Raw genomic sequence first — 23,768 nt, forward strand, 5'->3', positions numbered from 1 at the left:
GGAGTGCGATGATAGCCACGCGAGGTTCTTCGATGACGACACAACCCCTTTTGCATTCACTGCCATTGTTTCCGCTGGGCACGGTTCTGTTCCCGGGCGGCCTTCTTCCGTTGCGCATCTTCGAGGTGCGCTACCTCGACATGATCGGCAAGTGCCGCAAGGCCGATGTGCCCTTCGGCGTGGTGAGCCTCACCAGCGGCAGCGAGGTGCGCAAGGCCGGCGCCGGCGCGGAAAGCTTTGCCACCATGGGCACGCTGGCGCACATCCGCGAGTTCGAGTCGCCGCAGAGCGGGCTGCTGCAGATCGAGTCCGTGGGCACGCAGCGCTTTCGCATCCGCGACACCGAGCTGCAAAAGCATGGCCTGTGGGTGGCCGAGGTCGAGGCTGTGGCCGACGACATCGCCATGGAAATTCCCGACGACCTCAAACACACCTCGACCGCGCTGCGCCGCCTGATCGACACGCTCGAGGAGCGGCGCCGCGCGCAGGACGAGTCGGCGCGCTTGCCCATCGGCGAGCCTTACCAACTCGACGATTGCGGCTGGGTGGCCAACCGCTGGTGCGAGCTGGTGCCGATGCAACTGCAGCTGCGCCAGCGCCTCATGACGCTCGACAGCCCGCTGATGCGCCTGGAGCTGGTCAGCGATCTGCTCGCACGCACGGGCATCACTGAATAGCTTGCTCCGTTTTTTGTAGCGTATTGCGCAGGATGGACGGGCGGTAGGGGGCGGTTTTCGCCTTGAACCCATGGGCTAAAATGCCAGCCCCGCGCACGCTCCGTGTTGCGCGCCATGCGCCACCCGTTTCCCGCCCCAGGCCCTGCACCCCGTCCCTCCGCTTCGCCCCATGTCCGACCACCTGACTCCCCACACCCTCACGCCCGCAGTGGCACCGGCAGCCCTCACGCCAGCCGTCGACGACAACAAGCTGATCGCTGAACGCCGCGAAAAGCTCAAGCTGCTGCGCACCGCGCAGGCCGAGGGCAAGGGCGTCGCGTTTCCCAACGACTTCAAGCCGGGCCACCGCGCCGCCGCGCTGGGCGAGGCGCACGGCGCCACCGAGGCCGAGCCGCTGGAGGCCCAGGCCGTGGCCGTCAGCGTGGCTGGCCGCATGATGCTCAAGCGCGTGATGGGCAAGGCCAGCTTTGCGACCCTGCAGGACGCCACCGGCCGCATCCAGCTCTACGTCACGCGCGATGCGCTGGGCGAAGAGGCCTATGCGGAATTCAAGCGCTGGGACCTCGGCGACATCCTCGGCGCCGAAGGCACGCTGATGAAGACCAAGACCGGCGAACTGTCGGTCAAGGTCACGCGGCTTCGCCTGCTCACCAAGAGCCTGCGCCCCCTGCCCGGTGACTTCTACGGCATGGCCGACCAGGAGCAGAAGTACCGCCAGCGCTACGTCGATCTGATCACCGACGAGTCGGCCCGCGTGCGCTTCACGGCGCGCAGCAAGGCCGTGAGCGCGCTGCGCGAGTTCATGGTGGCCAACGACTTCCTCGAAGTCGAAACGCCCATGCTGCACCCCATTCCGGGCGGCGCCAACGCCAAGCCGTTCAAGACGCACCACAACGCGCTCGACCAGGAGATGTTCCTGCGCATCGCGCCCGAGCTGTACCTCAAGCGCCTGATCGTGGGCGGCTTCGAGCGCGTGTTCGAAATCAACCGGAGCTACCGCAACGAGGGCATCTCGGTGCGGCACAACCCCGAGTTCACGATGATGGAGTTCTACGCGGCCTACTGGAACTACCGCGACCTGATGGACTTCACCGAGACGCTGATCCGCACCATCGCCGACAAGGCGGTGGGCACGCAGCAGCTCAGCTACGGCGGCAAGCCGGTCGACCTGACGCAGCCCTTCCAGCGCCTGACGATCCGCGAAGCGATCCTGAAGTACACCGAGGCCGCGGACGTGGCCCAGGGCGTGGACGACAGCGCCTGGCTGATCAACGCGTTGCGCAAGCTCGGCCTGAACGAAGAAAAAAACAAGCTCTCGCAGCGCAGCCTGGCCAGCCTGCAGGTGATGTTCTTCGAGGAAACCGTGGAAGAAAAGCTCTGGCAGCCGACCTTCATCATGGAGCACCCGACCGAAATCTCCCCGCTGGCGCGCGCCAACGACGAGCGCCCCGAAGTCACCGAACGCTTCGAGCTGTACATCACGGGCCGCGAATTCGGCAACGGCTTCAGCGAGCTGAACGACGCCGAAGACCAGGCCGCGCGCTTCAACGCGCAGGTGGCCGCCAAGGACAGTGGCGACGACGAAGCCATGTTCTACGACCACGACTTTGTGCGGGCGCTCGAATACGGCATGCCGCCCACCGGCGGCTGTGGCATCGGCATCGACCGGCTGATGATGCTGCTGACAGACTCGCCAAGCATTCGCGACGTGATTCTGTTCCCGGCACTGCGCAGGGAATCTTGAGCATGAAGTCACCGTCGTCGCTGCCGACGATCGGCATCGACTTCGGCACCTCCAATTCCGCCGTGGCCTGCCGGGTCGACGGCGTCGCCCGGCTGCTGCCCATCGAGGGCGCGGCCACCACGCTGCCCACCGCGATCTTCTTCAACGCCGAGGACCGCACCACGCACTTTGGCCGCGAGGCCGTGGCGCTCTATCTCGCGGGCTACGAAGGCCGCCTGATGCGCTCGCTGAAGAGCCTGCTCGGCAGCGCGCTGATGCAGGAAAAGACCGCCATTTACGATGGGCTGGTGAGCTTCGAGGAAATCATCGCGCGCTTCCTGCACGAGCTGGCCCAGCGTGCCGGCAAGGAGCTGGGCCGCAAGCCCGAGCAGGTGGTGATCGGCCGCCCGGTGCACTTCGTGGACGACGACAGCAAGCGCGACGAACGTGCCGAGCAGAGCCTGCGCGTCGCGGCGCGCGCGGCGGGCTTTCGCGACATCTCGTTCCAGCTCGAACCCATTGCGGCGGCCTTCGACTACGAGCAGCGCATCACCAAGGAATCGGTGGTGCTGATCGTGGACATCGGCGGCGGCACCTCCGACTTCACGGTCGTGCGCGTCGGCCCCGAGCGCGCCACGCACGACGACCGCAGCAGCGACGTGCTGGCCACCACCGGCGTGCACATCGGCGGCACCGACTACGACCAGCGCCTGAACCTCGACCGCGTGATGCCGCTGCTGGGCTTTCGCCACCACGGCCCGCAGGGCCGCGAAGTGCCCAGCGGCGTGTTCTTCGACCTCTCGTCGTGGCACCTGATCAACTGGCTCTACGCCGCCAAGGCCACGCGCCAGGCGAAGGACTTGCGCACCAGCTACATCGACCTGCGGCTGCACGACCGGCTCATGACCGTGCTCGAGGAGCGCCATGGCCACCGCATTCTGGCGGCCGTGGAGCAGGCCAAGATCGATGCGTCCGTGGGTGACGCGCCGGCCACCATCGACCTGTCGTGTGCCGAGCCCGGCCTGAGCGCCGTGCTGTCGCCCGACGACATGGTGCAGCAGCTCAGCAGCCAGTTCGACGACGTGATCGCCTGCGCCCACGCCTGCGTCAAGCGCGCGGGGCTGCGCAGCAACGACCTCGACGCGATCTACCTCACGGGCGGCTCGTCGGCATTGCGGCCTTTCCAGCAGGCGTTGCGCAAGAGCTTTGCGGGCGTGCCGCTGGTCGAGGGTGACCTGTTCGGTGGCGTGGCGGCGGGCCTGGCCTGCGCGGCGCGCACGGAGCGCGGCGCGTGAAGTACCTGGCGGGCTATCCGGCGTCCTTGCTGGAACAGGTCCGCCAACTGGTCGCCGATGACAAGCTCGCGGCGCTGCTCGGCCAGCGCTACCCCGAGGGCGTGCACGACATTCAGACCGACCGCGCGCTCTACGAGTACGTGAGCGAGCTCAAGAGCGAGTTCATGCGCAAGGCCGAACCCCTGTCGAAGGTGATGTTCGACAACAAGCTGCATGTGATCCGCAACGCACTGGGCACACACACCACGGTGTCGCGCGTGCAAGGCGGCAAGCTCAAGGCCAAGCGCGAGATTCGCGTGGCGGGCCTGTTCAAGGGCGTGCCGCTGCCGTGGCTGCGAATGATCGTGGTGCACGAACTCGCACATAGCAAGGAAAAGAGCCATGACAAGGCCTTCTATGCGCTGTGCGCGCACATGGAGCCCGATTACCATCAGCTCGAATTCGATCTGCGGCTCTACCTGACGCACCTGGAGACCGGCGGCGGGCCGCTCTGGTCGACGGCCTCGAAGGCGCCGTGACCGCCTGCGTTCCTTTTTTCATGGATCGACCGCACCCATGTCCAATCCGCCGACCGAAGCGATCTTCTCGAACATCTTCAACACCAACACCTGGGGTTCGATGGAAAGCGTGTCGGGCGCGGGCTCCGAGCTGAGCAACACCGCACAGATCATCCGCGAGCTGCCGGCCCTGTTGCGCGAGCTGCGCGTGCAGACCTTCCTCGACATGCCCTGCGGCGATTTCAACTGGATGCAGCACGTCGACCTCGAAGGCATCGACTACCTGGGCGCGGACATCGTCGAAGAACTGGTGCAGCGCAACAACGAGCGCTTCAGCCGCCCCGGCCGGCGCTTCGGCAAGCTCGACCTGCTCGCGGGCGGCCTGCCCAAGGTTGACCTGGTGCTGTGCCGTGACTGCCTCTTTCATTTCTCGCACGCGGATGTGTTCCGGGCGCTGCATGTACTTGTCGACAGCGGCTCCCGGTGGCTGCTGACGACCACCTTCACCTACCGCACGCTGCCGCGCAACGGAGACATCCAGACGGGCAGCTGGACGCCGATCAATCTCGAGATGGCGCCCTATCACCTGCCGCCGCCGCGCCGCCTGATCGTCGAGGGGAACGTGACCGAAGCGATCGTCTATCCCTCGCTGGAAGGTTCTCCGCAGTTTGCGCAGACCGACCGCTGCCTGGGGCTGTGGCTGCTGGACGACGTGCGCGAGACGCTGGCGCGCATTGGCCGCTGAAGACGGCCCGACGGCTCGCTTCGCCCTCAGGCCGCCGCGGCCTTGACCTGCTCGACGCTGGCAACGGCCAGCCAATGGCAATAGCCGCCCGACGTGCGCCGATCGATGGCTTCGAGCGTCATGCCGTCGTACTTGCCGGCGCGATACTGGTGCTTGGACCAGTACTGGTCGGTGTGCCAGGCATGAATGTGCAGCACGTCGCTGCCCAGCGCACGGCTCGCATACGGCAAATGGTCCAGCAGACCGAGCGAACATTGCTGCGGATAGGTACGGCGCAAAGCCAGTTCGCCCGCATACATCGTGACGACGTTCTTGCACCACCCAGGCCATTCGCCCTGGAAATGGCGGAACTCCTCGTCGAGCAACCGGTTGCAATAGTCGAGTTGCGCTTCCACGAAGTTGCACACGAACTCGGACGGGCCGAGCACCGACGCGCCCACGTTGTGCAGGCCCGAATGCGGGAAGCCCCAGCGCTCGCTGCATGCCGAGAGCTTGCGGCGCACCTCTTCCTGGTACGCGTAGGCGCCGAAGCCGAAGCACAGGCCGCTCGGCGTGAAGCCGGTGAGCGCGGGCGTGACGAAGGTGTCGCAGTCGGTCTTCAGCAGGGTTTCGTACTTTCTGCACTCCTCGATGACGGCGGGTTCGCAGAGATTGGCTACCGAGTTGATGTAGCCGTAGCCCGCCCAGTCGGTGTTGCGCTGCGCATAGGGCTCACTCGGAATCACGATGATGCGATCGTCCTTGGGCAACGCCCCAACGGCACCTGGATGACAGACCGCGATGATCTTCGCCCGGGAGAACAGGTTCGAGAAGATCATGCTTTTGTAGAGCCATGAAAACTCATCGATGATTTCCTGCTTGTCGTCGACGTAGATCAGCACCCCCATGGTCATGTCGATTCCTTTCGAGGCTTCGCTGAGGCGCTACCGGGCCCGCTGCGACCGGGCGTCCATGGCGGCCATGTACTCAGAGCGATACGGCTCGCCAAGATTGATGAAGTGCACCAGCAAGGTGTCGTCGCTCGCCAGATGGGGCGGCGTGTTGATGCTGAGGTTGTCCAGGATATGTTGCTCGCCAACGAGGCCCTCTTCCATCAACACCTCGTTCGTGTAGTACTGGTCGCCCTGGCTGCTGTAGACGGCAGACTTGTCGGCCACGCCGCCGATGCGCTCCCAGATGCGATCGAGCAGGCGCGCGTTGCCGGGCGTGTTGCGAAACCCCATGACGCCGGAGTTGAACTGCCAGGCGCCAATGTCCTTGGCGAGCAGCAGGTCTCGGCCCTCGAGCAACGGCTCGATGCGTCTCGCCTGGTTGAAGAAGATGACATCTGCGTCCACCCAGATCACCCATTCATGGCGCGCCAGATGCTGGTTGACGAGCCAACTGCGAATCCACGAGCCGTTGATGTCCGGGCCGATCGCTGCGGGGATGTCGCGGTACACGTGGTACGCGTAGCCATGCCGGTCGCAATAGCGGCGCACGTTGTGCTCCGACACGCGGGCATAACCCTGGATGTGCGGCGTGTACAGCGTCAGGAAGGCGATGGGCGCCTCGGGGTTGTAGCTGTCCATCACCGCTGGCGACATCTCCGGATACGGCAGCGGATGCAGCACCGGCTGGCCACTGGCCAGCGACTCGTTCACCTGGTCCACCAGCAGACGCTGCAGGTTCAGGTCATGCAGCATGTCTTCGCCCGGCTCACCATCCACCTCGACCGGCAACGGCCCCAGGTTGACCACGAAGATCGGCGCCTGAAACCACTGCCCGATGCGCCAGGACACGTTGACGTAAACGCCCTGCTCCATCGCGTTGCATCCCAGCATGCCCGCCGGCCGCAGGTGCGCTGCCTCGTCGACGCGCTTCGCCGTCCGGGCGATCACATAACCGAAATCGATGATGAGCTGGTGCAGCATCGCCCGGTTGGCGGCCGTGTTGCGCAGCACCATCATGTTGGTCATGGCCAGGCCGGCCAGGCTGCCCGCGGGCGGGCTCTCGGCCACGAGCAGGTCGCGCCCGTGCATCAGCAGGTCGATGGCCACGGAATGAAAGACCACCGAGTCACCGTCGATGAAGAACAGCCAGTCGCCTTCCGCCAGGGTGCGCAGATGGCGCAGGATCTCGCTGTACTTGGCGCTCGCGCGAAGCGCCGGGTGCAGGATGCGGTCGCTCTCGACCCATTGATGGGGATAGCCGTGGAGCCTGCAGTAGTGCGCGTGATTGCGCAGCACCGCTTCGTCGCGACGCTGGAGAAAACTGAGGCACAGCGGCATGGCCTGCTCCCTTTGCTTCTACAAACCCGCCTTGGCCAGCACGCGCCTGGCGCCACGATAGGCCAAGGCATCCGTCAGCTCATTCCAGGTGGGCGCGGGCGCGCCCGGCAGCAGGCTGCGGCGCCGCGCTTCACTGCGTGCGTCGGGCTGCCAGCGCTGCGTGCGTACGGCAAGCGCGAAGCCGTCGAGCAACTCGTCCAGCAGCGCACCGTTGCCGATGCTCTGGTTGCACAGCAGCGCCAGGTCGCAGCCCGCGGCCAGCGCCGCCAGCGCCGCGTCGGTGTAGCTGAGCAGTTGTCCGTCGATGTAGCGGCCGGCCTCCATGCTCAGGTCGTCGCTGAACACCGCGCCGTCGAACGCAAAGCGCTGGCGCAGGATCTGCTTGAGCCATTTCGAAGAAAAGCCCGCCGGCCGCTTGTCGACCTTCGGATAGATCACGTGCGCAGGCATCACCGCGGTGAGCGTTCCGGCAAGCCAGTCGTACGGCCGCGCGTCGTCGTTCAGAATTTCTTTCAGGCCCCGCTTGTCGAGCGGAATCTCGACATGCGAGTCGGCGTGCACGAAACCATGCCCCGGAAAATGCTTGCCGCAATTGCGCATGCCCTGCTGCAGCATGCCGTGCATCACGCTCTTGGCCAGCAGCGCCACCACGCGCGGGTCGCGGTGAAAGCTGCGGTTGCCGATGACGCTGCTGCCGCCAAAGTCGAGGTCGAGCACCGGCGCGAAACTGAAGTCGACGCCGCACGCGCGCAGTTCGCCCGCCAGCACCTGCCCGGCCGCCGTGGCGGCCTGGGTGGCGTGCATGGCGTCGCGCATCCACAGCTCGCCCAGCGCGCGCATCGACGGCAGGTGCGTGAAGCCGTCGGTGCGAAAGCGCTGCACGCGGCCGCCTTCATGGTCCACGCAAATCAGCAGGTCGGGCCGGATCGCCTTGATCTCGGCATTCAGCGCAGTCATTTTCGCGCGGTCCTGCCAATTGCGGGCGAAATGAATCACGCCGCCGACCAGCGGATGGGCCAGTCGCCGGCGGTCAGCGTCGTTGAGTTCGGTGCCCGCCACATCGATGACGAGCGGCGAATGCACGGCGCGGGGGCGATCGAGCCCGGGGGTCATAGCTTCTCCACCACCACGAAGCTCGCGGCGTATTCGGTTTCGTCGGTCACTGTCACATGGGCCGTGAGGCCCTGCGCCTCGAACCATTCCTTCAGCTCGCCATGCAGCACGATGACGGGCTTGCCGCTGCGCAGGTTGGCAATTTCGCACAGGCGCCAGCTCATCGGCATGCGCATGCCCATGCCCACGGCCTTGCTGAAGGCCTCCTTGGCGGAAAAGCGCGTGGCAAGGTAACTCAGGCCGCGCTTGGGCCAACGCGCGCTGCGCGCCTGCCAGACCGCGAATTCGCCGTCGCTGAGCACCTTGCGGGCAAAGCGTTCGCCCTGGCGCTCGAAGGTCGCGGCGATGCGACGCAGGTCGCAGATGTCGGTGCCAATGCCGTAGATCATGCGGCGCCGGCGTTCATTGCGCCTCGCTGATGCAACGCAGGTAGTCGCGCGTGGCGGCGGTGTAGCCGAGTTCGAGCGCGTCGGCCACAAAGGCGTGGCCGATGGAGACCTCCTGCACACCGGGCACGGCGCGCAGAAAGGCAGTGAGGTTGTCTCGGCTCAGGTCGTGGCCGGCGTTCACGCCCAGTCCGGCGGCCAGCGCCGCGCGCGCCGTTTCGGCGTAGCGCGCCAGCACGGCCTGCTCGTTCGGCGTGCCGCGCGAGGCGGCATAGCCTTCGGTGTAGAGCTCGACACGGTCGGCGCCCACGGCCCTGGCCGCGGCCATCATCTCGGGAATCGGGTCCATGAACAGGCTCACGCGCACGCCCAGCGCCCTGGCCTCGGCGATCAGCGGGCGCAGGCGCTCGGCGTCGTCGGGAAAGGTCCAGCCGTGGTCGCTGGTCGACTGGGTTTCGCTGTCGGGCACGAAGGTGGCCTGGTGCGGCTTCAGTTCGCGCACGAAGTCCATCAGGTTCTGGAACGGGTTGCCTTCGATGTTGAACTCGACGCCCGGCCAGTCTTTCGCGAGCAGCTCCGACAGGTCGCTCACGTCGTGCGCGCGGATGTGGCGCGCGTCGGGACGCGGGTGCACGGTGATGCCCTGCGCGCCGGCGGCCAGGCAGGCCTGGGCAGCTTTCAGCACGCTCGGAATGCCCAGGTGGCGCGTGTTGCGCACCAGGGCGACCTTGTTGAGGTTGACGGACAGCGAGGTGGCGGTGCCAGCGTGGGCTGAAGTGCTCATAGTGCTTGCAGATCTCTCATCATTTGCCGCGTGCGCAGCGTGGACACGCCGCAATGGTAGTTGAGCAAGGTGCGCAGCTGGTTGCGCAGCGCGCTGTTGCTGCCGGCGTTCATGGTGGCCACGTCACGCAACGTGGCGGTGAAAGGCGCGCGGTCGTCCAGCATGTCCTGGAGCCCGCGCCATTCGTCACCGGCCAGCGAGGCTTCGTTGTCGGCCGCGTGCCGCAGGCCGGCCTCGGGCACCAGGCTGTAGCGCGTGGCGGCTTCGAGCGGCGCCAGCGTCAGCGTCTGCACGTCGAGCGCCGGCAGCAGGCCCACCGCGCGCAGCAGCAGCAGCTCGAAGGCGCGCAGCGCGGCGGCGTGGGTGGCCGCCTGGGCCCCGGCGTGGTCGCCGGCCAGCACCTGTACCACGCCGGCATAGGCGTCGAACAGCGCCTCGTGCGCGTCGTCTCGCGCCAGCAGGCGCAGCAGCAGTTCGTTGACGTAGTAGCCCGACATCAGCGCCTCGCCGGTCGGCATGACGTGCCCGCCCATCCATTCGGCGCCCTTGAGCGTGCGGATCTCGGCGTCGCCGCCGTAGTTGAGCTGCAGCGGCTGCAGCGGCAGCAGCACCGGGCGAAAGTTGGAACTCGGGCGCTTCGCCCCCTTGGCGACGAGCGCAATGCGCCCGTGGTGGCGGGTGAACACCTCCAGGATCAGGCTCGACTCGCTCCAGTCGTAGCGATGGAGCACATAAGCCGGCTCGTGCGAAACGCGGTGGGTGGCCATGTCAGTGCGCTATGAGGCATCGAGGCTTGAGGCCGGCAAACGCCGCGGAACCGGCTTTGCCGGACTGCTGGCGTTGCCCCCTGCAAGGGGGTTGGCGGCTACGCGAAGCGAGCAAGCCTGGGGGTTTGCTTATTGCCTATTGCTTATTCGTAGCCGAACGAACGCACGCGCGCTTCGTCGTCGGCCCAGCCCGAACGCACCTTCACCCACAGTTCGATGAACACCTTGGCGTCGGCCAGCTTTTCGAGCTCGACACGGGTTTCCATGCCAATGCGCTTGATGCGTTCGCCCTTGTCGCCGATCACCATGGCCTTGTGGCTGTCGCGCTCGACCACGATGGTGGCGGCAATGCGCAGCAAGCGCTTGTGGCCCTTCTTCTGCGGCGGCTCTTCCTCGAACTTGTCGATGATGACGGTCGAGGTGTAGGGCAGCTCGTCGCCGGTAAGGCGGAACAGCTTCTCGCGCACCAGTTCGCCGGCAAGGAATTTCTCGCTGCGGTCAGTCAGCTCGTCTTCGTCGTAGAACCACGTCTGCTCGGGCAGATACTTTTCGCAGATGCCGAACAGGCGCTCGACGTCCTTGGCGTTCTTGGCCGACATCGGCACGAACTCGGCGAAGGCGTGCTTGCCCTGCATGGTCTGCAGCCAGGGCGCGATGTCGCCGCGACGGTGCACGTTGTCCAGCTTGTTGGCCAGCAGTACCGTGGGAATGCCCTTGCCCAGCAGCTTGAGCACGCGCTCGTCGGCCGGCGTGAAGCTGCCGGCCTCGACCACGAAAAGAATCAGGTCCACGTCGCCGACCGCGCCCTGCACGGTCTTGTTGAGCGACTTGTTCAGCGCGTTGGCATGCAGGGTCTGGAAGCCCGGCGTGTCGACAAACACGAACTGCGTGGCACCCCGCGTGCGCATGCCGGTGATGCGGTGGCGCGTGGTCTGCGCCTTGCGAGAGGTGATGCTGATCTTCTGGCCGACCAGCGCATTGAGCAGCGTCGACTTGCCCACATTGGGCTTGCCGACGATGGCGATAAGGCCGCAATGCTGCGGCCCGTTTGCGGCGGTATCGCCTGCTGTGTCTTCGGGTCCCGCTACGGGATTAATAGCATCGTTCATTCTGATTTCACGCGGCGCCGCGTGCCTTGAGGCGTATCAACATGGCGGCGGCCGCCGCCTGCTCGCCAGCGCGGCGCGAGCCGCCGATGCCGCGTTCGCGAAGGCCCAACTCGGGCACCTCGCACTCGACATCGAAAGTCTGTTTGTGCGCAGCACCCAGTGTGGCTGCCACGCGGTAGGCGGGCAGCTTCATTTTGTGACCCTGCAGCCATTCCTGCAATTCGGTCTTCGGGTCTTTGGCGGCCGCGTCCATACGCGCATTGATCTCGACCGCCTCGTAAAGCCGGCGCACCAGCGCCTCGGCGGCCAGGAAGCCGGCATCGAGGTAGACCGCGCCAATGAGCGCTTCGAGCGCATCGGCCAGGATAGAAGGCCGGTTGGGGCCGCCGGAGCGCGCCTCGCCCTCGCCCAGCTTCAGCAACGGCGACAGCGCCAGGCCCACGGCCAGGCGGTGCAGGGTGTCCTGCTTGACCAGGTTGGCGCGCACCCGCGACAGATCGCCCTCGGGCAATTCCGACAGCCGGATGTACAGCAGGTGCGAGACCGCCAGGTTCAACACCGAGTCGCCGAGAAACTCGAGACGCTCGTTGTGGTCGGACGAAAAGCTGCGGTGCGTGAGCGCGAGCTGGAGCAGCCGCGGGTCGGAAAAGGTGTGCTGAAGACGCGCTTGCAGCGCGACGAGGCTGCCGTCCACCTTTTTGAGTGCCGCGTTCAGCGGGACTCGCCCTTGTACTTGAGGGTCAGGTAGGCCGGGCCGAACAGGGGAATCTCGCGCTCGTACGCATACGACACGACCACCTTTTCGCCGACCTTCTTGATGTCCAGGTCCTTGCCGCTGACCGACTTGAAGTCGTCGATGGCCTGGGCACGATCGAAGATGGCGCGCACTTCAGGCACGGTTGCGCCTTCCTTGGCCTTGTTGGCGGCCTTGTCGATCGCCTGCCATTCGATCAGCGTCGGAATGACCTGTGCCACCACGACGCCCAGGCAGGCGAGCACCACCGCGACGAACACCAAGCCGATGAACGAAATGCCGCGCTGCTGCGCAGCGCTGCTGCGGATTGACCGATGTGTTCTCATGCCCTCTTACCCCTCGAACTGTGCAGATGACTGCTTATTGAAATGGACCGATGCGACCCAGATCGCCGAAGTTCATCCAGACAAAGAACGCCCTGCCCACGACGTTGCTGTCCGGCACGAAACCCCAGAAACGAGAGTCGGCCGAATTATCGCGGTTGTCGCCCATCATGAAGTAGCTGCCCGCGGGCACCTTGCACACGACGCCTTCCACCGAATAACGGCAGTTTTCGCGGCCCGGAAAGTCGCTGGCGCCGGGCACGAAGGACGGCGCGGATTCGTCGTTCAGGATCTTGTGCTGCTTGCCGAACAGGTTCTCGTCGTACTGCTTGAGCAGGCGCATCGACTCGTTGTCGAGGTAGTCGGCCTCGGCCTGCTTGGGCACCGGCTGGCCGTTGATCGTGAGCTTCTTGTTCAGGTAGGCCACCTCGTCGCCCGGGATGCCGACCACGCGCTTGATGTAGTCCATGCTCGGCTTGGGCGGGTAGCGGAACACCACCACGTCGCCACGCGCCAGCGGCGTACCGGCGGTGATCTTGGTGTTGATGACCGGCAGGCGCAGGCCGTAGGTGAACTTGTTGACCAGAATCAGGTCGCCGGTCAGCAGCGTGGGCATCATCGAACCCGAGGGAATCTTGAAGGGCTCGTACAGGAACGAGCGCAGCAGAAACACCACCAGGATCACCGGGAACAGGCCCGCGGTCCAGTCGAGCCACCAGGGCTGCATCAGCAGCCGCTCGCTGGCCTTCGTGTCGGCGGTGTCGACCTGCTTGATGCCCTGCTCGGCCAGGCGCGCATTGCGCTCGGCAAGCGAGGCCTCGAGCTTGACCGCGGCCCGCTCCCGCTTCGGCAGAAAGTAGAAGCGCTCGGCCACCCAGTAAAGACCGGTGATCACCGTGGCCAGGAACAGCAGCAGTGCGAAGTTGCCTTCGATCGCGCCGAAATACCACGAGCCGACATAGGCGATGAAAGCCGCAAGGACCAGGGAGGTGATGAATGCCATTTTTGTGATCAGTCTTCGACTTGCAGAATCGCGAGGAAGGCCTCTTGCGGGACCTCGACGGAGCCGATCTGCTTCATTCTTTTCTTGCCGGCCTTCTGCTTCTCGAGCAGCTTCTTCTTGCGGGAAATGTCGCCGCCGTAGCACTTGGCCAGCACGTTCTTGCGAAGGGCCTTGATTGTCTCACGCGCAATGATGGTGACCCCGATGGCCGCCTGGATCGCCACGTCATACATCTGGCGCGAAATGATCTCGCGCATCTTCGCGACCACCGCCCGGCCGCGGTACTGCGACTGGCTGCGGTGCACGATGATGGACAGCGCGTCGACCTTCTCGCCGTTCAGCAGAATGTCGACCTTCACCACGTCGGAGGCGCGGTACTCTTTGAACTCGTAGTCCATCGAGGCGTAGCCACGGCTCACCGACTTCAGCTTGTCGAAGAAGTCGAGCACGATCTCGCCCAGCGGCATCTCGTAGGTCAGCATGACCTGGCGCCCGTGGTAGGCCATGTTCAACTGCACGCCGCGCTTCTGGTTGGCCAGCGTCATGACCGAGCCCACGTATTCCTGCGGCATGTACAGGTGCACGGTGACGATGGGTTCGCGAATTTCCGACATGCGCCCGACGTCGGGCATCTTGGACGGGTTCTCCACCATCATCACTTGGCCGTCGTTCTTGACCACCTGGTAGACCACGCTGGGCGCGGTCGTGATCAGGTCCTGGTCGAACTCGCGCTCCAGGCGCTCCTGCACGATCTCCATGTGCAGCAGACCGAGAAAGCCGCAGCGAAAGCCGAAGCCCAGCGCCTGGCTCACTTCGGGTTCGTAGCGCAGCGACGAGTCGTTGAGCTTGAGCTTTTCGAGCGCGTCGCGCAGCGAGTCGTACTCGCTCGCTTCGGTCGGGTAAAGGCCAGCGAACACCTGTGGCTGGATTTCCTTGAAGCCGGGCAGCGCCTCGGTCGCGGTGGCTGCGGCGCCGCCGGTGCCGGGCCGGATCAGCGTGACCGTGTCGCCGACCTTGGCGGCCTGCAGTTCCTTGATGCCCGCGATGATGTAGCCCACCTCGCCGGCTTCGAGCGACGGGCGCGCCTCGTTGGCGGGCGTGAACACGCCGATGCTGTCGGCGTTGTACATCGCGCCGGACGCCATCATCTTGATGCGCTCGCCCTTCACCAGCCGCCCGTCGACCACGCGCACCAGCATGACAACGCCGACATAGGCGTCGAACCAGCTGTCGACGATCATCGCGCGCAGCGGGCCATCGGGGTTGCCGCGCGGCGCGGGCATGCGCGCGACCACGGCTTCGAGGATGTCCTCGATGCCCACGCCGGTTTTCGCTGAACACGGAATCGCATCAGTTGCATCAATGCCGATGACGTCTTCGATTTCGGTGCGCGCGTTGTCGAGGTCTGCGTTGGGCAGATCGATCTTGTTGAGTACCGGTATCACTTCAACGCCCAGGTCGAGCGCGGTGTAGCAGTTGGCCACCGTCTGCGCTTCGACGCCTTGCGATGCATCGACGACGAGCAGCGCGCCTTCGCATGCCGACAGCGAGCGACTCACTTCATACGAGAAGTCGACGTGACCCGGCGTGTCGATCAAATTGAGGTTGTAGATCTGCCCATCGAGGGCCTTGTAGCGCAGTGCAGCGGTCTGCGCCTTGATGGTTATCCCACGCTCTTTTTCGATGTCCATCGAATCGAGCACCTGCGCTTCCATCTCGCGGTCCGCGAGGCCGCCGCAACGTTGGATCAAACGGTCCGCTAGCGTCGACTTGCCATGGTCGATGTGCGCAATGATCGAAAAATTTCTGATGTGATTCATCAACGGGAACGCTTAAGTACTTGAATTGGCTCGGACGCAGAGTGCGACGGGCAAGAAAAAAGGGCGCGTCTTCTGGAGACGCGCCCTGAACCAACAAGCAATGGCAACTGCAGTAGTTGGAACTTCATTGTAGGCAAAAAGGGAAGCACGTACATCCGGGAACGGGTCCAAAGGGGTCGTTGCAGGTCCACAACATCAAAGATATGAACAGGTTATCAACAGGATCGGTGGAGCACTCACTGAACAACTTGTGGGCGATCTGTGGAGCACCGGTGGACTGCTGTCTGACATCTCGCATCGTGAAGGCCATGGCCCTCCTTATGCGCTGACCGGCCGCCGACGGAGCTCTATTCTACCGAAATCCGTCCTTAGCCTGTTTTTAAGTTAGTAAACGCAAACGTAAATCGACACTTTCGAGCTCAAAGATTTTTTTGATGGGCACCGCAAGAACGTCGTAAACACCTCAAAAAAACGGCCCCAAACCCGACTGCCGGGTGGGGCCACTTGACGCCAGCGTCAGATCAGCGTGCGGGCCGGATCAGGGCGTATTGCGCCCAATCGCCCCGACGGAACAGCACGCTGAGCGCCTTGCTCTTGTCCGCCTTGCCCACGACAGCCTCGAATTCGCGGCTGTTCGCCACCTCGGCATTGCCCACGGCCAGGATGATGTCGCCCTCGCGAAGGCCGGCACGGGCAGCGCCCTCGCTGGCCGCGTCGACCTTCACGCCGCCCTTGACCTTGAGCTCCTTCTTCTGCGCATCGGTGAGATCGCTCACCGCCAGGCCCAGCGACTTCGCGGCGGCGGACACGGGTGGCTTGGGTGCGGGCTCGTCGCGATCGCTCGCGCGCTTGGCCGGCTTGTCGGGCTCGATCTCGGCAATGGTCACGCTCAGGTCGCGCGACGCACCGCGGCGGAACACCGTCAGCGTGCTCTTGGTGCCCGGCTTGGTGTTGCCCACCAGGCGTGGCAGGTCACTCGGCTTCTCGATGGCCTTGCCGTCGAACTTGGTGATGACGTCGCCAGGCTCCACGCCGGCCTTCTCACCCGGCGAACCGGCTTCCACGCCGCGCACCAGCGCGCCTTGCGCCTTGCCCAGGCCGATGGCTTCGGCCACGTCCTTGGTGACCTGGTCGATCTGCACGCCAATGCGACCGCGCGAGACGCGGCCGGTGGTGCGCAGCTGGTCGCTCACGCGAATCGCTTCGTCGATGGGAATCGAGAAAGAGATGCCCATGAAGCCGCCCGAGCGCGAGTAGATCTGGCTGTTGATCCCAACCACCTCGCCGCGCATGTTGATCAGCGGACCACCCGAGTTGCCGGGGTTGATGGCCACGTCGGTCTGGATGAACGGCAGGTACTCGCCGGTGTCGCGCTGCTTTGCGCTCACGATGCCGGCGGTGACGGTGTTCTCGAGGCCGAACGGCGAGCCGATGGCCATCACCCACTCGCCCACGCGCAGCCGGGAGATGTCGCCCACCTTCACGGCGGGCAGGCCCGTGGCCTCGATCTTCACGACCGCCACGTCGGTGCGCTTGTCGGCGCCGACGATCTTGGCCTTGAACTCGCGCTTGTCGGGCAGCGTGACCATCACCTCGGAGGCGTCTTCCACCACGTGCGCGTTGGTCATCACGTAGCCGTCGGCCGTCAGGATGAAGCCGGAGCCCACGCCGCGCGGGCGCTCTTCTTCCTGCGGCTGCTGGGGCCGCTTGGGGGTCGGGCCCTGGCGGGGCGTCTGACCCGGCGCCGGCTGGCCGAAGAAGCGACGGAAGAACTCCTGCATTTCCTCGTCCATCTCGCCGTTGCCGTTGCCAGCGCCGCGCTGCGCAACTTTCTCGACGGTGCGGATGTTCACGACGGACGGGCCGACCTGGTCGACCAGATCTGTGAAGTCGGGCAGCGTGCGCGTCTGCGCATGCACCGACTCGACGGGCAGGAACGAAGCGCTCGCTGTCAGCGCCAGCGCAAAAGCCAGCAGACCGGAACGAAGCGTGTGTCCCTCGACTTTGAAGATCATCGGTTTTCTTTCAAAAGAACAGATCGGCTGGAAACAGTTGTTATGAGTCTGCGCTGCATGCTTGGTTCAGCGCAACCGGCGCGCATGCCGCGAATCAGCGCGTGCGCGCAAGACTCTGGGCAAATGCGTTGAGTGTCTGCTGCGGCACTTCGCCGACAGCGGTCAGCCACCAGTCGCTGGCGGGCGCCGGAAGGCGCCGGCGGATGGCGTTGGTGGCGCCGATGGTCAGCACGCCGTCGCGCGGTGCGCGCGCAGCGTCATAGCGCTCGATGAAGAGCGACACCGAGGCCAGCCCGTCGGAGAAGGTCCACTGGAACGTGGTCGCGTCCTGCTTGGCCTTGCCAGTGTCGTCGGTGGCGGCCGCCCGGCGGAAGAAACTGCGCGGCTTGAAGCCGGCCACGGGCGCGTTGAGCGTCCAGCCTTCGTCCTGCGCACTGCTGCGCTCCAGCTCGAGCTTCTCGATGCGGTAGCCCGCGGTGTTGGCCATCATCTGCGAGAGCGCCTGGGCCTTCACGGGCGCATCGAGCTGCAGCTCGGAAAATGCCGACTGCTCGACCACGCGCGAATCGCTGTCGAGGGTCTGCAGCTTCACCACCAGGCCCGAGCGGCGTTCGCTCCAGATCCGATAACCGAAGCGCAGGCCATCGTGCGGCACCAGCTGCACCACGTCGGCGTCGAAGCCCGCCACGCGGTCCTTGCCGATCGCGCGCACGTCGTAGAAATCGCCGATGGTGGAATCGGGCTTTTCCGGCAGGTTCGGGAAGAGATCGAGGTTCTCGCGCTTCTCGACCTTGACGACCTTGGCCTCCGGCAGGAAGGTCATGACATTGCGGTTGCGCCGGAAGGTGGAGCGCGGCGGCCCCGACAGCGCCTCGATGCGCTCGATCTGATGCTCGCCGTCGCGCACATGCCAGATGCGCGCGCTCGACAGGTCGCCGCCCGGCGCCGACACCACGAAAGTGCCGATGTAGTTGCGCTGGCGCGCACCCGCATGCATGCGCTGCAGCCACTCGGTCACATTCATTGCCGGCGGCTCGTCGGTCTGGGCCGGCGCTGCAGCGCTCTTGGCAGTTGCGGCACCCCCGCGGGTCTGCGCGGTCGCAGCGTGCGCAAGACAAAAAGCAGCAAACACAAGCACGCAAGCGCGCGCGGAGATCGGCATCTGAACGGTCATTGCGGGCGGCTGCGGGCGCGCGCTGTCAGCGCGTCGGGCCCTCGAAAGTGGCATTGCGCAGGAAGCCGGAAGGCATTTGCGAAGCACCGCCAGCTTGCTGGTGCGCTTCGAGCAACTGGTCCAGGCGCGGATCGCGCAGCATGACCTGCGGGTTGCCGCTGCCGACAATCACGCGGGTAGGGGTGAGCACGTTGCCGGCGGGCTGGTCGCTGCCGATGGCGGCTGCGGCCAACACCGAGTTGACGGCCGGTTGCTGTTGCTGTTGGACCGACGCGATCTGGGCACCGGATTGCGAAACGGCCGAGCCGTTTCCCACCAAGGTCCAACTGATGGCGGCCACGGCCATCAAAGACGCGGCGCCAGCCACCAGCTTCCAGCGGAAGACCGGCTCGTTGGCCGCCTCCACACGGCGTCGGACGGGCAGCGCAATGGGCGCGGCGACCGGTGCCGGCACGGGCGTGAGCACCACCGGCTCGGCCGCCAGCCGCTGCTGAAAGCGCGCCAGGAATGCCGACGTGTCGCTGCACGGCGAATGCGACCCCGAGCGCAGCACATCGCCCGCCACGTGAAAAGCCTGCCACGCCGCGCGCGCCTCGCCGTCGTTGCAGACCGCTTCGATCGCCTGGGCAAAGGCCTCGCCCTGCAAATGACCATCCGCAAGTGCGGACACCTGTTCCCGAACCGTCATCGTCTGATTCATTTCATTCACCTGCTTGCTTACCAACGTTTGCCGGTCTGGTTGTCCAGCAGCGGCTTGACCCGGGCCGAAATGGCCTCGCGCGCCCGGAAAATACGCGAACGCACCGTGCCGATAGGGCAATTCATGACCTCGGCAATTTCTTCGTAACTCATGCCCTCGATCTCACGCAGCGTCACCGCCTGCCGCAATTCGGCAGGGAGCGCTTCCATGGCTGCCTCGACGGCGCGGGCGATTTCGTTCGCCGCCAGGATGGATTCGGGGGTTTCGTCGGTGGTTGGTTCGTTTCCAGGACGGTAAGTTTCATCATCGTCTTCAGAAGACGGCCTCAGGGCCGCTTCGGAGACAGTCGGGTCGCGCTTCATGTCCACCAGCGCCTTCTTGGCGGTGTTGACGGCAATCCGATAGAGCCATGTATAGAACTGCGCCTCGCCGCGGAACTGATGCAGCGCGCGGTAGGCGCGAATGAAGGTCTCCTGGGCGATGTCCTCGACCAGGTCGACGTCGCGCACCATGCGCCCGATCAGTCGTTCGATGCGGCGCTGGTACTTGATGACCAGCAGTTCGAACGCCTTCTGGTCGCCCGCGACGGTGCGCTGGACCAACTGGAAATCGACCTCGCCCGGGCGCGGCGCTTCAGCGGGCGCGTCGGTCAGGCCGGAGTCCGGCGGCACGGGCGGCGGAGAAGTGGTCATCGAGGAAGGTTCAGGGCGCGTCGGCGGGAGCCGTCGCACGCCAGGTGTCGGCCGCGGGCGCCGCGGACGGGGGGCGCGAATATACCGCACGGCGCACGTCGCGCCAGCGTTCGGGCATGGCCCGCTGCTCGGCCCACACCCAGCGCCGCGCGCGGCCCGGCTCGCTCAGGCGAAGCAGCATCAGCGACTGGAAATCGAGCGCCACCATGGCGCGTGCCGCGTGCACCGAACGGGACGAATGAGCCCCGCTCAGCGACCAGTGCAGGCCGTCGAAATGAAGCAGGCCGGCGCCATCGCGCCGCAGGCCGAAGCCCGCGGCAACACCAGAGCACGCGACACTGAGAACCAGCAACAGCTGACGCCATCCGGCGCTATCGATCAGATAGCAGGACGCGCCCGCGCAGCAAGCGCCCAGCGCCCAAAGAACAACAAGAATCCGGGTGGCGCCGCGCGAGCGCCCCACCGGATAGGTCACCGGTGGCGCGCTGTGCATGAAAGAGCCAGGCTCAAGCGCGCTTGAACACCAGCGTGCCGTTGGTGCCCCCGAAGCCGAAGTTGTTCTTGACCGCGACATCGATCTTCAGATCGCGCGCCTCGTTGGCGCAGTAGTCGAGATCGCACTCCGGATCCTGGTTGAAGATGTTGATGGTCGGCGGACTCTTCTGCTCGTGCAGGGCCAGCACCGTGAACACCGATTCGATGCCGCCCGCGCCGCCCAGCAAGTGGCCGGTCATGGACTTCGTCGAATTCACGACCAGCTTCTTAGCGTGATCGCCGAACGCCAACTTGACCGCATTGGTCTCGTTGAGGTCGCCGATCTGCGTCGAGGTGCCGTGCGCGTTGAGGTACTGCACCTGGTCGGCATTGACGCCGGCGTTGGCCAGTGCCATGACCATCGAGCGGCGGGGGCCGTCGACGTCGGGCGCGGTCATGTGGTACGCGTCACCCGTCAGGCCGAAGCCCGCGACTTCCGCGTAGATCTTGGCACCGCGCGCCTTGGCGTGTTCGTACTCTTCGAGCACCAGCACGCCAGCGCCCTCGCCCAGCACGAAACCGTCGCGGTCCTTGTCCCAGGGACGCGAAGCCGTGGCGGGATCGTCGTTGCGGGTGCTCAACGCGCGAGGCGCGGTGAAGCCACCGATGCCCAGCGGGGAGATGGTCGACTCGGCACCGCCCGCAATCATGACGTCGGCGTCGCCGTACTCGATCATGCGTGCCGACGTGCCAATGGCATGCAGGCCGGTGGTGCAGGCCGTGACCACGGCGATGTTCGGGCCCTTGAAGCCGTACTTGATCGACACGTGACCGGAGATCATGTTGATGATCGACGCCGGCACGAAGAAAGGCGACACGCGGCGTGGGCCGCGTGCAACCAGTTCCCCGTGCGTCTGTTCGATCATTGGCAGACCGCCGATGCCGGAGCCGATGTTGCAGCCGATGCGCACTGCTTTTTCATAGGGCAGCGCTTCGCCTGTCGGCAGTCCGCTGTCCTGTACCGCTTGCATGGCAGCGGCCAGACCCAGATGAATGAAGCGGTCCATGTGACGCGCTTCTTTCTCCGAGATGTATTGGGTGATGTCGAAACCCTTGACCTCACCTGCGAACTTGCAGGCGAAGGCACTTGCATCGAACGCGGTGATGTTCGCAATGCCCGAATTCCCGGCCAACAAGTTGGCCCAGGATTCGGTTGCGGTGTTTCCGACAGGAGCGATGCAACCGAGTCCGGTCACGACGACGCGGCGTTTGGTCATGCCGGCAAACCTTTCTGGAAGCGCTGAACAGTTGACTGTCGGCGCATGCGGGTTATGAAAAATCCGCCGGCCGCAGTCGCAATCTTGTCAGCTGGCCTGTCAGGCCTTTTGATTCTTGGTGGCGTAGTCGACGGCGTTTTGCACCGTGGTGATTTTTTCGGCATCTTCGTCGGGAATTTCGATGCCGAATTCATCTTCGAGTGCCATCACGAGTTCGACCGTGTCGAGCGAGTCCGCGCCCAGGTCGGCCACGAAGGCCTTTTCGTTCGTCACTTGGGACTCTTCCACGCCGAGTTGCTCGGCGATGATTTTCTTGACACGTGCTTCGATATCGCTCATTTGGTTCCCTCTGAGGGTTGTAGGTAATCGGTGGATTTTAGCCGGGCGCATTGTGGCATTTGCCGTGCACCCGGTACGGGAAAGATTGCGCCTTGCGGCTACATGTGCATGCCGCCGTTGACGTGCAGCTCCTGCCCCGTGACGTAGGACGCCTGGGGCGATGCGAGGTAGGCCACTGCATGCGCGATGTCTGCCGGCTTGCCCAGGTGGCCCAACGGGATCTGCTGGAGCAGCGCCTGTTGCTGGGCTTCGGGGAGGCTGGCGGTCATGTCGGTTTCGATGAAACCGGGCGCGACGCAGTTGACCGTGATGTTGCGGCTGCCGAGCTCTCGGGCCAGCGCGCGGGTCATGCCCGCCACGCCGGCCTTGGCGGCCGCGTAGTTGGCCTGGCCGGCATTGCCGGAGGCGCCAACCACGCTGGTGATGCTGATGATGCGGCCGTAGCGCTGCTTCATCATCGGACGGATGACGGCGCGCGAGAGCGAGAAGACGGCCTTGAGGTTGGTGTCGAGCACCGCGTCCCAGTCGCTGTCCTTCATGCGCATGGCGAGCGTGTCGCGCGTGATGCCGGCGTTGTTGACCAGCACGTGAATGGCGCCGTAGGCCTTCACGATTTCGTCGATCAGGGCTTCCACAGCCGCACCGTCGTTCACATCGAGTGCGCGGCCGCGGCCGCCGAAGGCGCTGAGCGCCGAAGTGATCTTGGCCGCGCCGTCGTCGGTGGTGCCCGTGCCCACCACCTTCACGCCGCGCTGCGCCAGCTCCAGCGCAATGGCCGCGCCAATGCCGCGCGTAGCGCCGGTGACCAGGGCGACTTGCCCTTCGAATTTGGGAATGCTCATAAGAAAAAGTGTCGGGGCCTTGCTGTTCAGGCAGCGAGCGATTGTCGGGTGTCCGCGAGCGAGGCCGGGTCGTACACGGACGCGGCTTCCAGATCGGGGGCGATGCGCTTCACCATGCCGGCCAGCACCTTGCCAGGCCCACACTCGATGATGGCGGCTACACCGCGCAGTTTCAAGGCCTGCACGCTCTCGACCCAGCGCACCGGTCCGGCGGCCTGGCGCACCAGGGCGTCACGAATGCGGTCGGCATCGGTCTCGACGGCAACGTCGATGTTGTTCAGCACGGGAATCTGCGGCGCCGCCAGCACGATCGAGCCCAGCTTCTCGCGCAAGGCTTGCGCGGCGGGTTTCATGAGGCTCGAATGGAAAGGCGCCGACACCGGCAACAGCAACGCGCGCTTCGCGCCATTGGCTTTGAGCAGCTCGCAAGCCTTGTCGACGGCCGCCTTGCTGCCGGCGATCACGGTCTGCATCGGGTCGTTGAAATTCACGGCCTCGACGATCTCCGCGCTGTCCACACCAAAGCTGGCCGTAGCCTGCGCACAGCCTTCCACCACCTTGTCCGACGCCATGCCGAGCACCGCGGCCATCGCGCCGATGCCCACGGGCACCGCCTGTTGCATCGCTTGCGCGCGGAAACGCACCAGCGGCGCGGCCTGCGAGAGCGTCAGCACGCCCGAGGCCACGAGCGCCGAGTATTCGCCGAGCGAATGACCGGCCACGACGGAAGGCGTGGCGCCGCCTTCGGCAAGCCAGGCGCGCCATGCGGCAACGCCCGCCACAAGCATCACGGGCTGGGTGTTGGTCGTGAGCGCCAGTTCTTCCTTGGGGCCGTTCTTGATCAGCGCGCCGATGTCTTCATCCAGCGCATCGGAGGCTTCGCGCAGGGTTTCGCGCACGGCGGGGTGATCGCTCCAGGCGTCAAGCATGCCGACCGCTTGCGAGCCCTGACCCGGAAAGACAAAAGCAAAGGATTTCATTGTTTGGTG

General features: G+C 65.3%; 25 protein-coding genes. 5 read left to right on the forward strand and 20 right to left on the reverse strand.

Annotated elements, in window-relative coordinates; translation table 11 throughout:
* Positions 1-32 precede the first annotated feature (32 nt).
* From VLK31_RS01995 to VLK31_RS02015, 5 genes are all read left to right on the forward strand, one after another.
* Positions 33-677 carry an LON peptidase substrate-binding domain-containing protein gene (locus VLK31_RS01995; RefSeq protein WP_409166691.1) on the forward strand — a complete coding sequence of 215 codons (645 nt, stop codon included), beginning with the start codon at positions 33-35 and terminating at the stop codon, positions 675-677.
* Positions 678-846: 169 nt separating this feature from the next.
* Entirely contained in the window at positions 847-2,421 is a 1,575-nt protein-coding gene (gene lysS, locus VLK31_RS02000; RefSeq protein ID WP_409166692.1) for a lysine--tRNA ligase, read from the forward strand.
* Positions 2,422-2,423: 2 nt separating this feature from the next.
* A complete protein-coding gene (locus VLK31_RS02005) occupies positions 2,424-3,695 on the forward strand; it encodes an Hsp70 family protein (RefSeq protein ID WP_409166693.1) in 1,272 nt (423 codons plus the stop codon).
* Positions 3,692-4,213, forward strand: a complete 522-nt coding sequence (locus tag VLK31_RS02010) for a M48 family metallopeptidase (RefSeq protein WP_409166694.1) — start codon at positions 3,692-3,694, stop codon at positions 4,211-4,213. Before VLK31_RS02005 ends, VLK31_RS02010 begins: the two co-directional genes overlap by 4 nt.
* A 37-nt stretch (positions 4,214-4,250) precedes the next feature.
* Positions 4,251-4,937: a class I SAM-dependent methyltransferase gene (locus VLK31_RS02015; protein ID WP_409166695.1), complete on the forward strand. Its 687-nt coding sequence runs from the start codon at positions 4,251-4,253 to the stop codon at positions 4,935-4,937.
* Positions 4,938-4,963: 26 nt separating this feature from the next.
* Here the strand turns inward: VLK31_RS02015 and VLK31_RS02020 are convergent, their stop codons facing one another.
* The 20 genes from VLK31_RS02020 to fabD form a co-directional block, all read right to left on the reverse strand.
* Entirely contained in the window at positions 4,964-5,830 is an 867-nt protein-coding gene (locus VLK31_RS02020) for a hypothetical protein (RefSeq protein ID WP_409166696.1), read from the reverse strand.
* A gap of 30 nt (positions 5,831-5,860) precedes the next feature.
* Positions 5,861-7,207 (reverse strand): galactosyl transferase GMA12/MNN10 family protein, encoded by a 1,347-nt coding sequence (locus tag VLK31_RS02025; RefSeq protein ID WP_409166697.1) that lies wholly within the window; start codon positions 7,205-7,207, stop codon positions 5,861-5,863.
* Between the two features lie 18 nt (positions 7,208-7,225).
* Positions 7,226-8,320: a beta-N-acetylhexosaminidase gene (gene nagZ / locus VLK31_RS02030; protein WP_409166698.1), complete on the reverse strand. Its 1,095-nt coding sequence runs from the start codon at positions 8,318-8,320 to the stop codon at positions 7,226-7,228.
* Positions 8,317-8,709, reverse strand: coding sequence for a holo-ACP synthase (acpS, locus tag VLK31_RS02035; RefSeq protein ID WP_409166699.1), 393 nt, complete (start codon positions 8,707-8,709; stop codon positions 8,317-8,319). Before acpS ends, nagZ begins: the two co-directional genes overlap by 4 nt.
* Before the next feature lie 13 nt (positions 8,710-8,722).
* The gene (locus tag VLK31_RS02040) at positions 8,723-9,490 is read right to left on the reverse strand and encodes a pyridoxine 5'-phosphate synthase (RefSeq protein ID WP_409166700.1); all 768 of its coding nucleotides are present in this window, start codon (positions 9,488-9,490) and stop codon (positions 8,723-8,725) included.
* Entirely contained in the window at positions 9,487-10,257 is a 771-nt protein-coding gene (recO, locus tag VLK31_RS02045) for a DNA repair protein RecO (protein WP_409166701.1), read from the reverse strand. The genes VLK31_RS02040 and recO overlap by 4 nt, the downstream gene beginning before the upstream one ends.
* 143 nt (positions 10,258-10,400) lie before the next feature.
* Complete coding sequence (gene era, locus VLK31_RS02050; RefSeq protein WP_409166702.1) at positions 10,401-11,366, reverse strand: GTPase Era; 966 nt, start codon at positions 11,364-11,366, stop codon at positions 10,401-10,403.
* A gap of 7 nt (positions 11,367-11,373) precedes the next feature.
* Positions 11,374-12,060: a ribonuclease III gene (gene rnc, locus VLK31_RS02055; protein ID WP_409166703.1), complete on the reverse strand. Its 687-nt coding sequence runs from the start codon at positions 12,058-12,060 to the stop codon at positions 11,374-11,376.
* 17 nt (positions 12,061-12,077) lie between these two features.
* Positions 12,078-12,446, reverse strand: a complete 369-nt coding sequence (locus VLK31_RS02060; RefSeq protein ID WP_409166704.1) for a DUF4845 domain-containing protein — start codon at positions 12,444-12,446, stop codon at positions 12,078-12,080.
* Between the two features lie 34 nt (positions 12,447-12,480).
* Positions 12,481-13,446 carry a signal peptidase I gene (lepB, locus tag VLK31_RS02065; RefSeq protein ID WP_409166705.1) on the reverse strand — a complete coding sequence of 322 codons (966 nt, stop codon included), beginning with the start codon at positions 13,444-13,446 and terminating at the stop codon, positions 12,481-12,483.
* Between the two features lie 8 nt (positions 13,447-13,454).
* Complete coding sequence (lepA, locus tag VLK31_RS02070; protein ID WP_409166706.1) at positions 13,455-15,266, reverse strand: translation elongation factor 4; 1,812 nt, start codon at positions 15,264-15,266, stop codon at positions 13,455-13,457.
* Between the two features lie 521 nt (positions 15,267-15,787).
* Positions 15,788-17,281, reverse strand: a complete 1,494-nt coding sequence (locus tag VLK31_RS02075) for a DegQ family serine endoprotease (protein WP_409166707.1) — start codon at positions 17,279-17,281, stop codon at positions 15,788-15,790.
* A 94-nt stretch (positions 17,282-17,375) separates the two neighbouring features.
* The gene (locus tag VLK31_RS02080; RefSeq protein ID WP_409166708.1) at positions 17,376-18,455 is read right to left on the reverse strand and encodes a MucB/RseB C-terminal domain-containing protein; all 1,080 of its coding nucleotides are present in this window, start codon (positions 18,453-18,455) and stop codon (positions 17,376-17,378) included.
* Positions 18,456-18,480: 25 nt separating this feature from the next.
* Complete coding sequence (locus VLK31_RS02085; protein ID WP_409166709.1) at positions 18,481-19,143, reverse strand: sigma-E factor negative regulatory protein; 663 nt, start codon at positions 19,141-19,143, stop codon at positions 18,481-18,483.
* A gap of 29 nt (positions 19,144-19,172) precedes the next feature.
* Complete coding sequence (gene rpoE, locus VLK31_RS02090; RefSeq protein ID WP_409166710.1) at positions 19,173-19,847, reverse strand: RNA polymerase sigma factor RpoE; 675 nt, start codon at positions 19,845-19,847, stop codon at positions 19,173-19,175.
* A 10-nt stretch (positions 19,848-19,857) separates the two neighbouring features.
* Complete coding sequence (locus VLK31_RS02095; RefSeq protein WP_409166711.1) at positions 19,858-20,199, reverse strand: hypothetical protein; 342 nt, start codon at positions 20,197-20,199, stop codon at positions 19,858-19,860.
* A gap of 154 nt (positions 20,200-20,353) precedes the next feature.
* A complete protein-coding gene (fabF, locus tag VLK31_RS02100; RefSeq protein WP_409166712.1) occupies positions 20,354-21,598 on the reverse strand; it encodes a beta-ketoacyl-ACP synthase II in 1,245 nt (414 codons plus the stop codon).
* A 99-nt stretch (positions 21,599-21,697) separates the two neighbouring features.
* Positions 21,698-21,937 (reverse strand): acyl carrier protein, encoded by a 240-nt coding sequence (gene acpP, locus VLK31_RS02105; RefSeq protein ID WP_007830471.1) that lies wholly within the window; start codon positions 21,935-21,937, stop codon positions 21,698-21,700.
* Positions 21,938-22,035: 98 nt separating this feature from the next.
* Positions 22,036-22,779 (reverse strand): 3-oxoacyl-ACP reductase FabG, encoded by a 744-nt coding sequence (fabG, locus tag VLK31_RS02110; RefSeq protein WP_409166713.1) that lies wholly within the window; start codon positions 22,777-22,779, stop codon positions 22,036-22,038.
* Positions 22,780-22,805: 26 nt separating this feature from the next.
* Positions 22,806-23,759 (reverse strand): ACP S-malonyltransferase, encoded by a 954-nt coding sequence (gene fabD / locus VLK31_RS02115; RefSeq protein WP_409166714.1) that lies wholly within the window; start codon positions 23,757-23,759, stop codon positions 22,806-22,808.
* Between the last annotated feature and the right edge of the window lie 9 nt (positions 23,760-23,768).

This window comes from Variovorax sp. H27-G14 (assembly GCF_046156345.1).
Taxonomy (GTDB): Bacteria; Pseudomonadota; Gammaproteobacteria; order Burkholderiales; family Burkholderiaceae_C; genus Variovorax.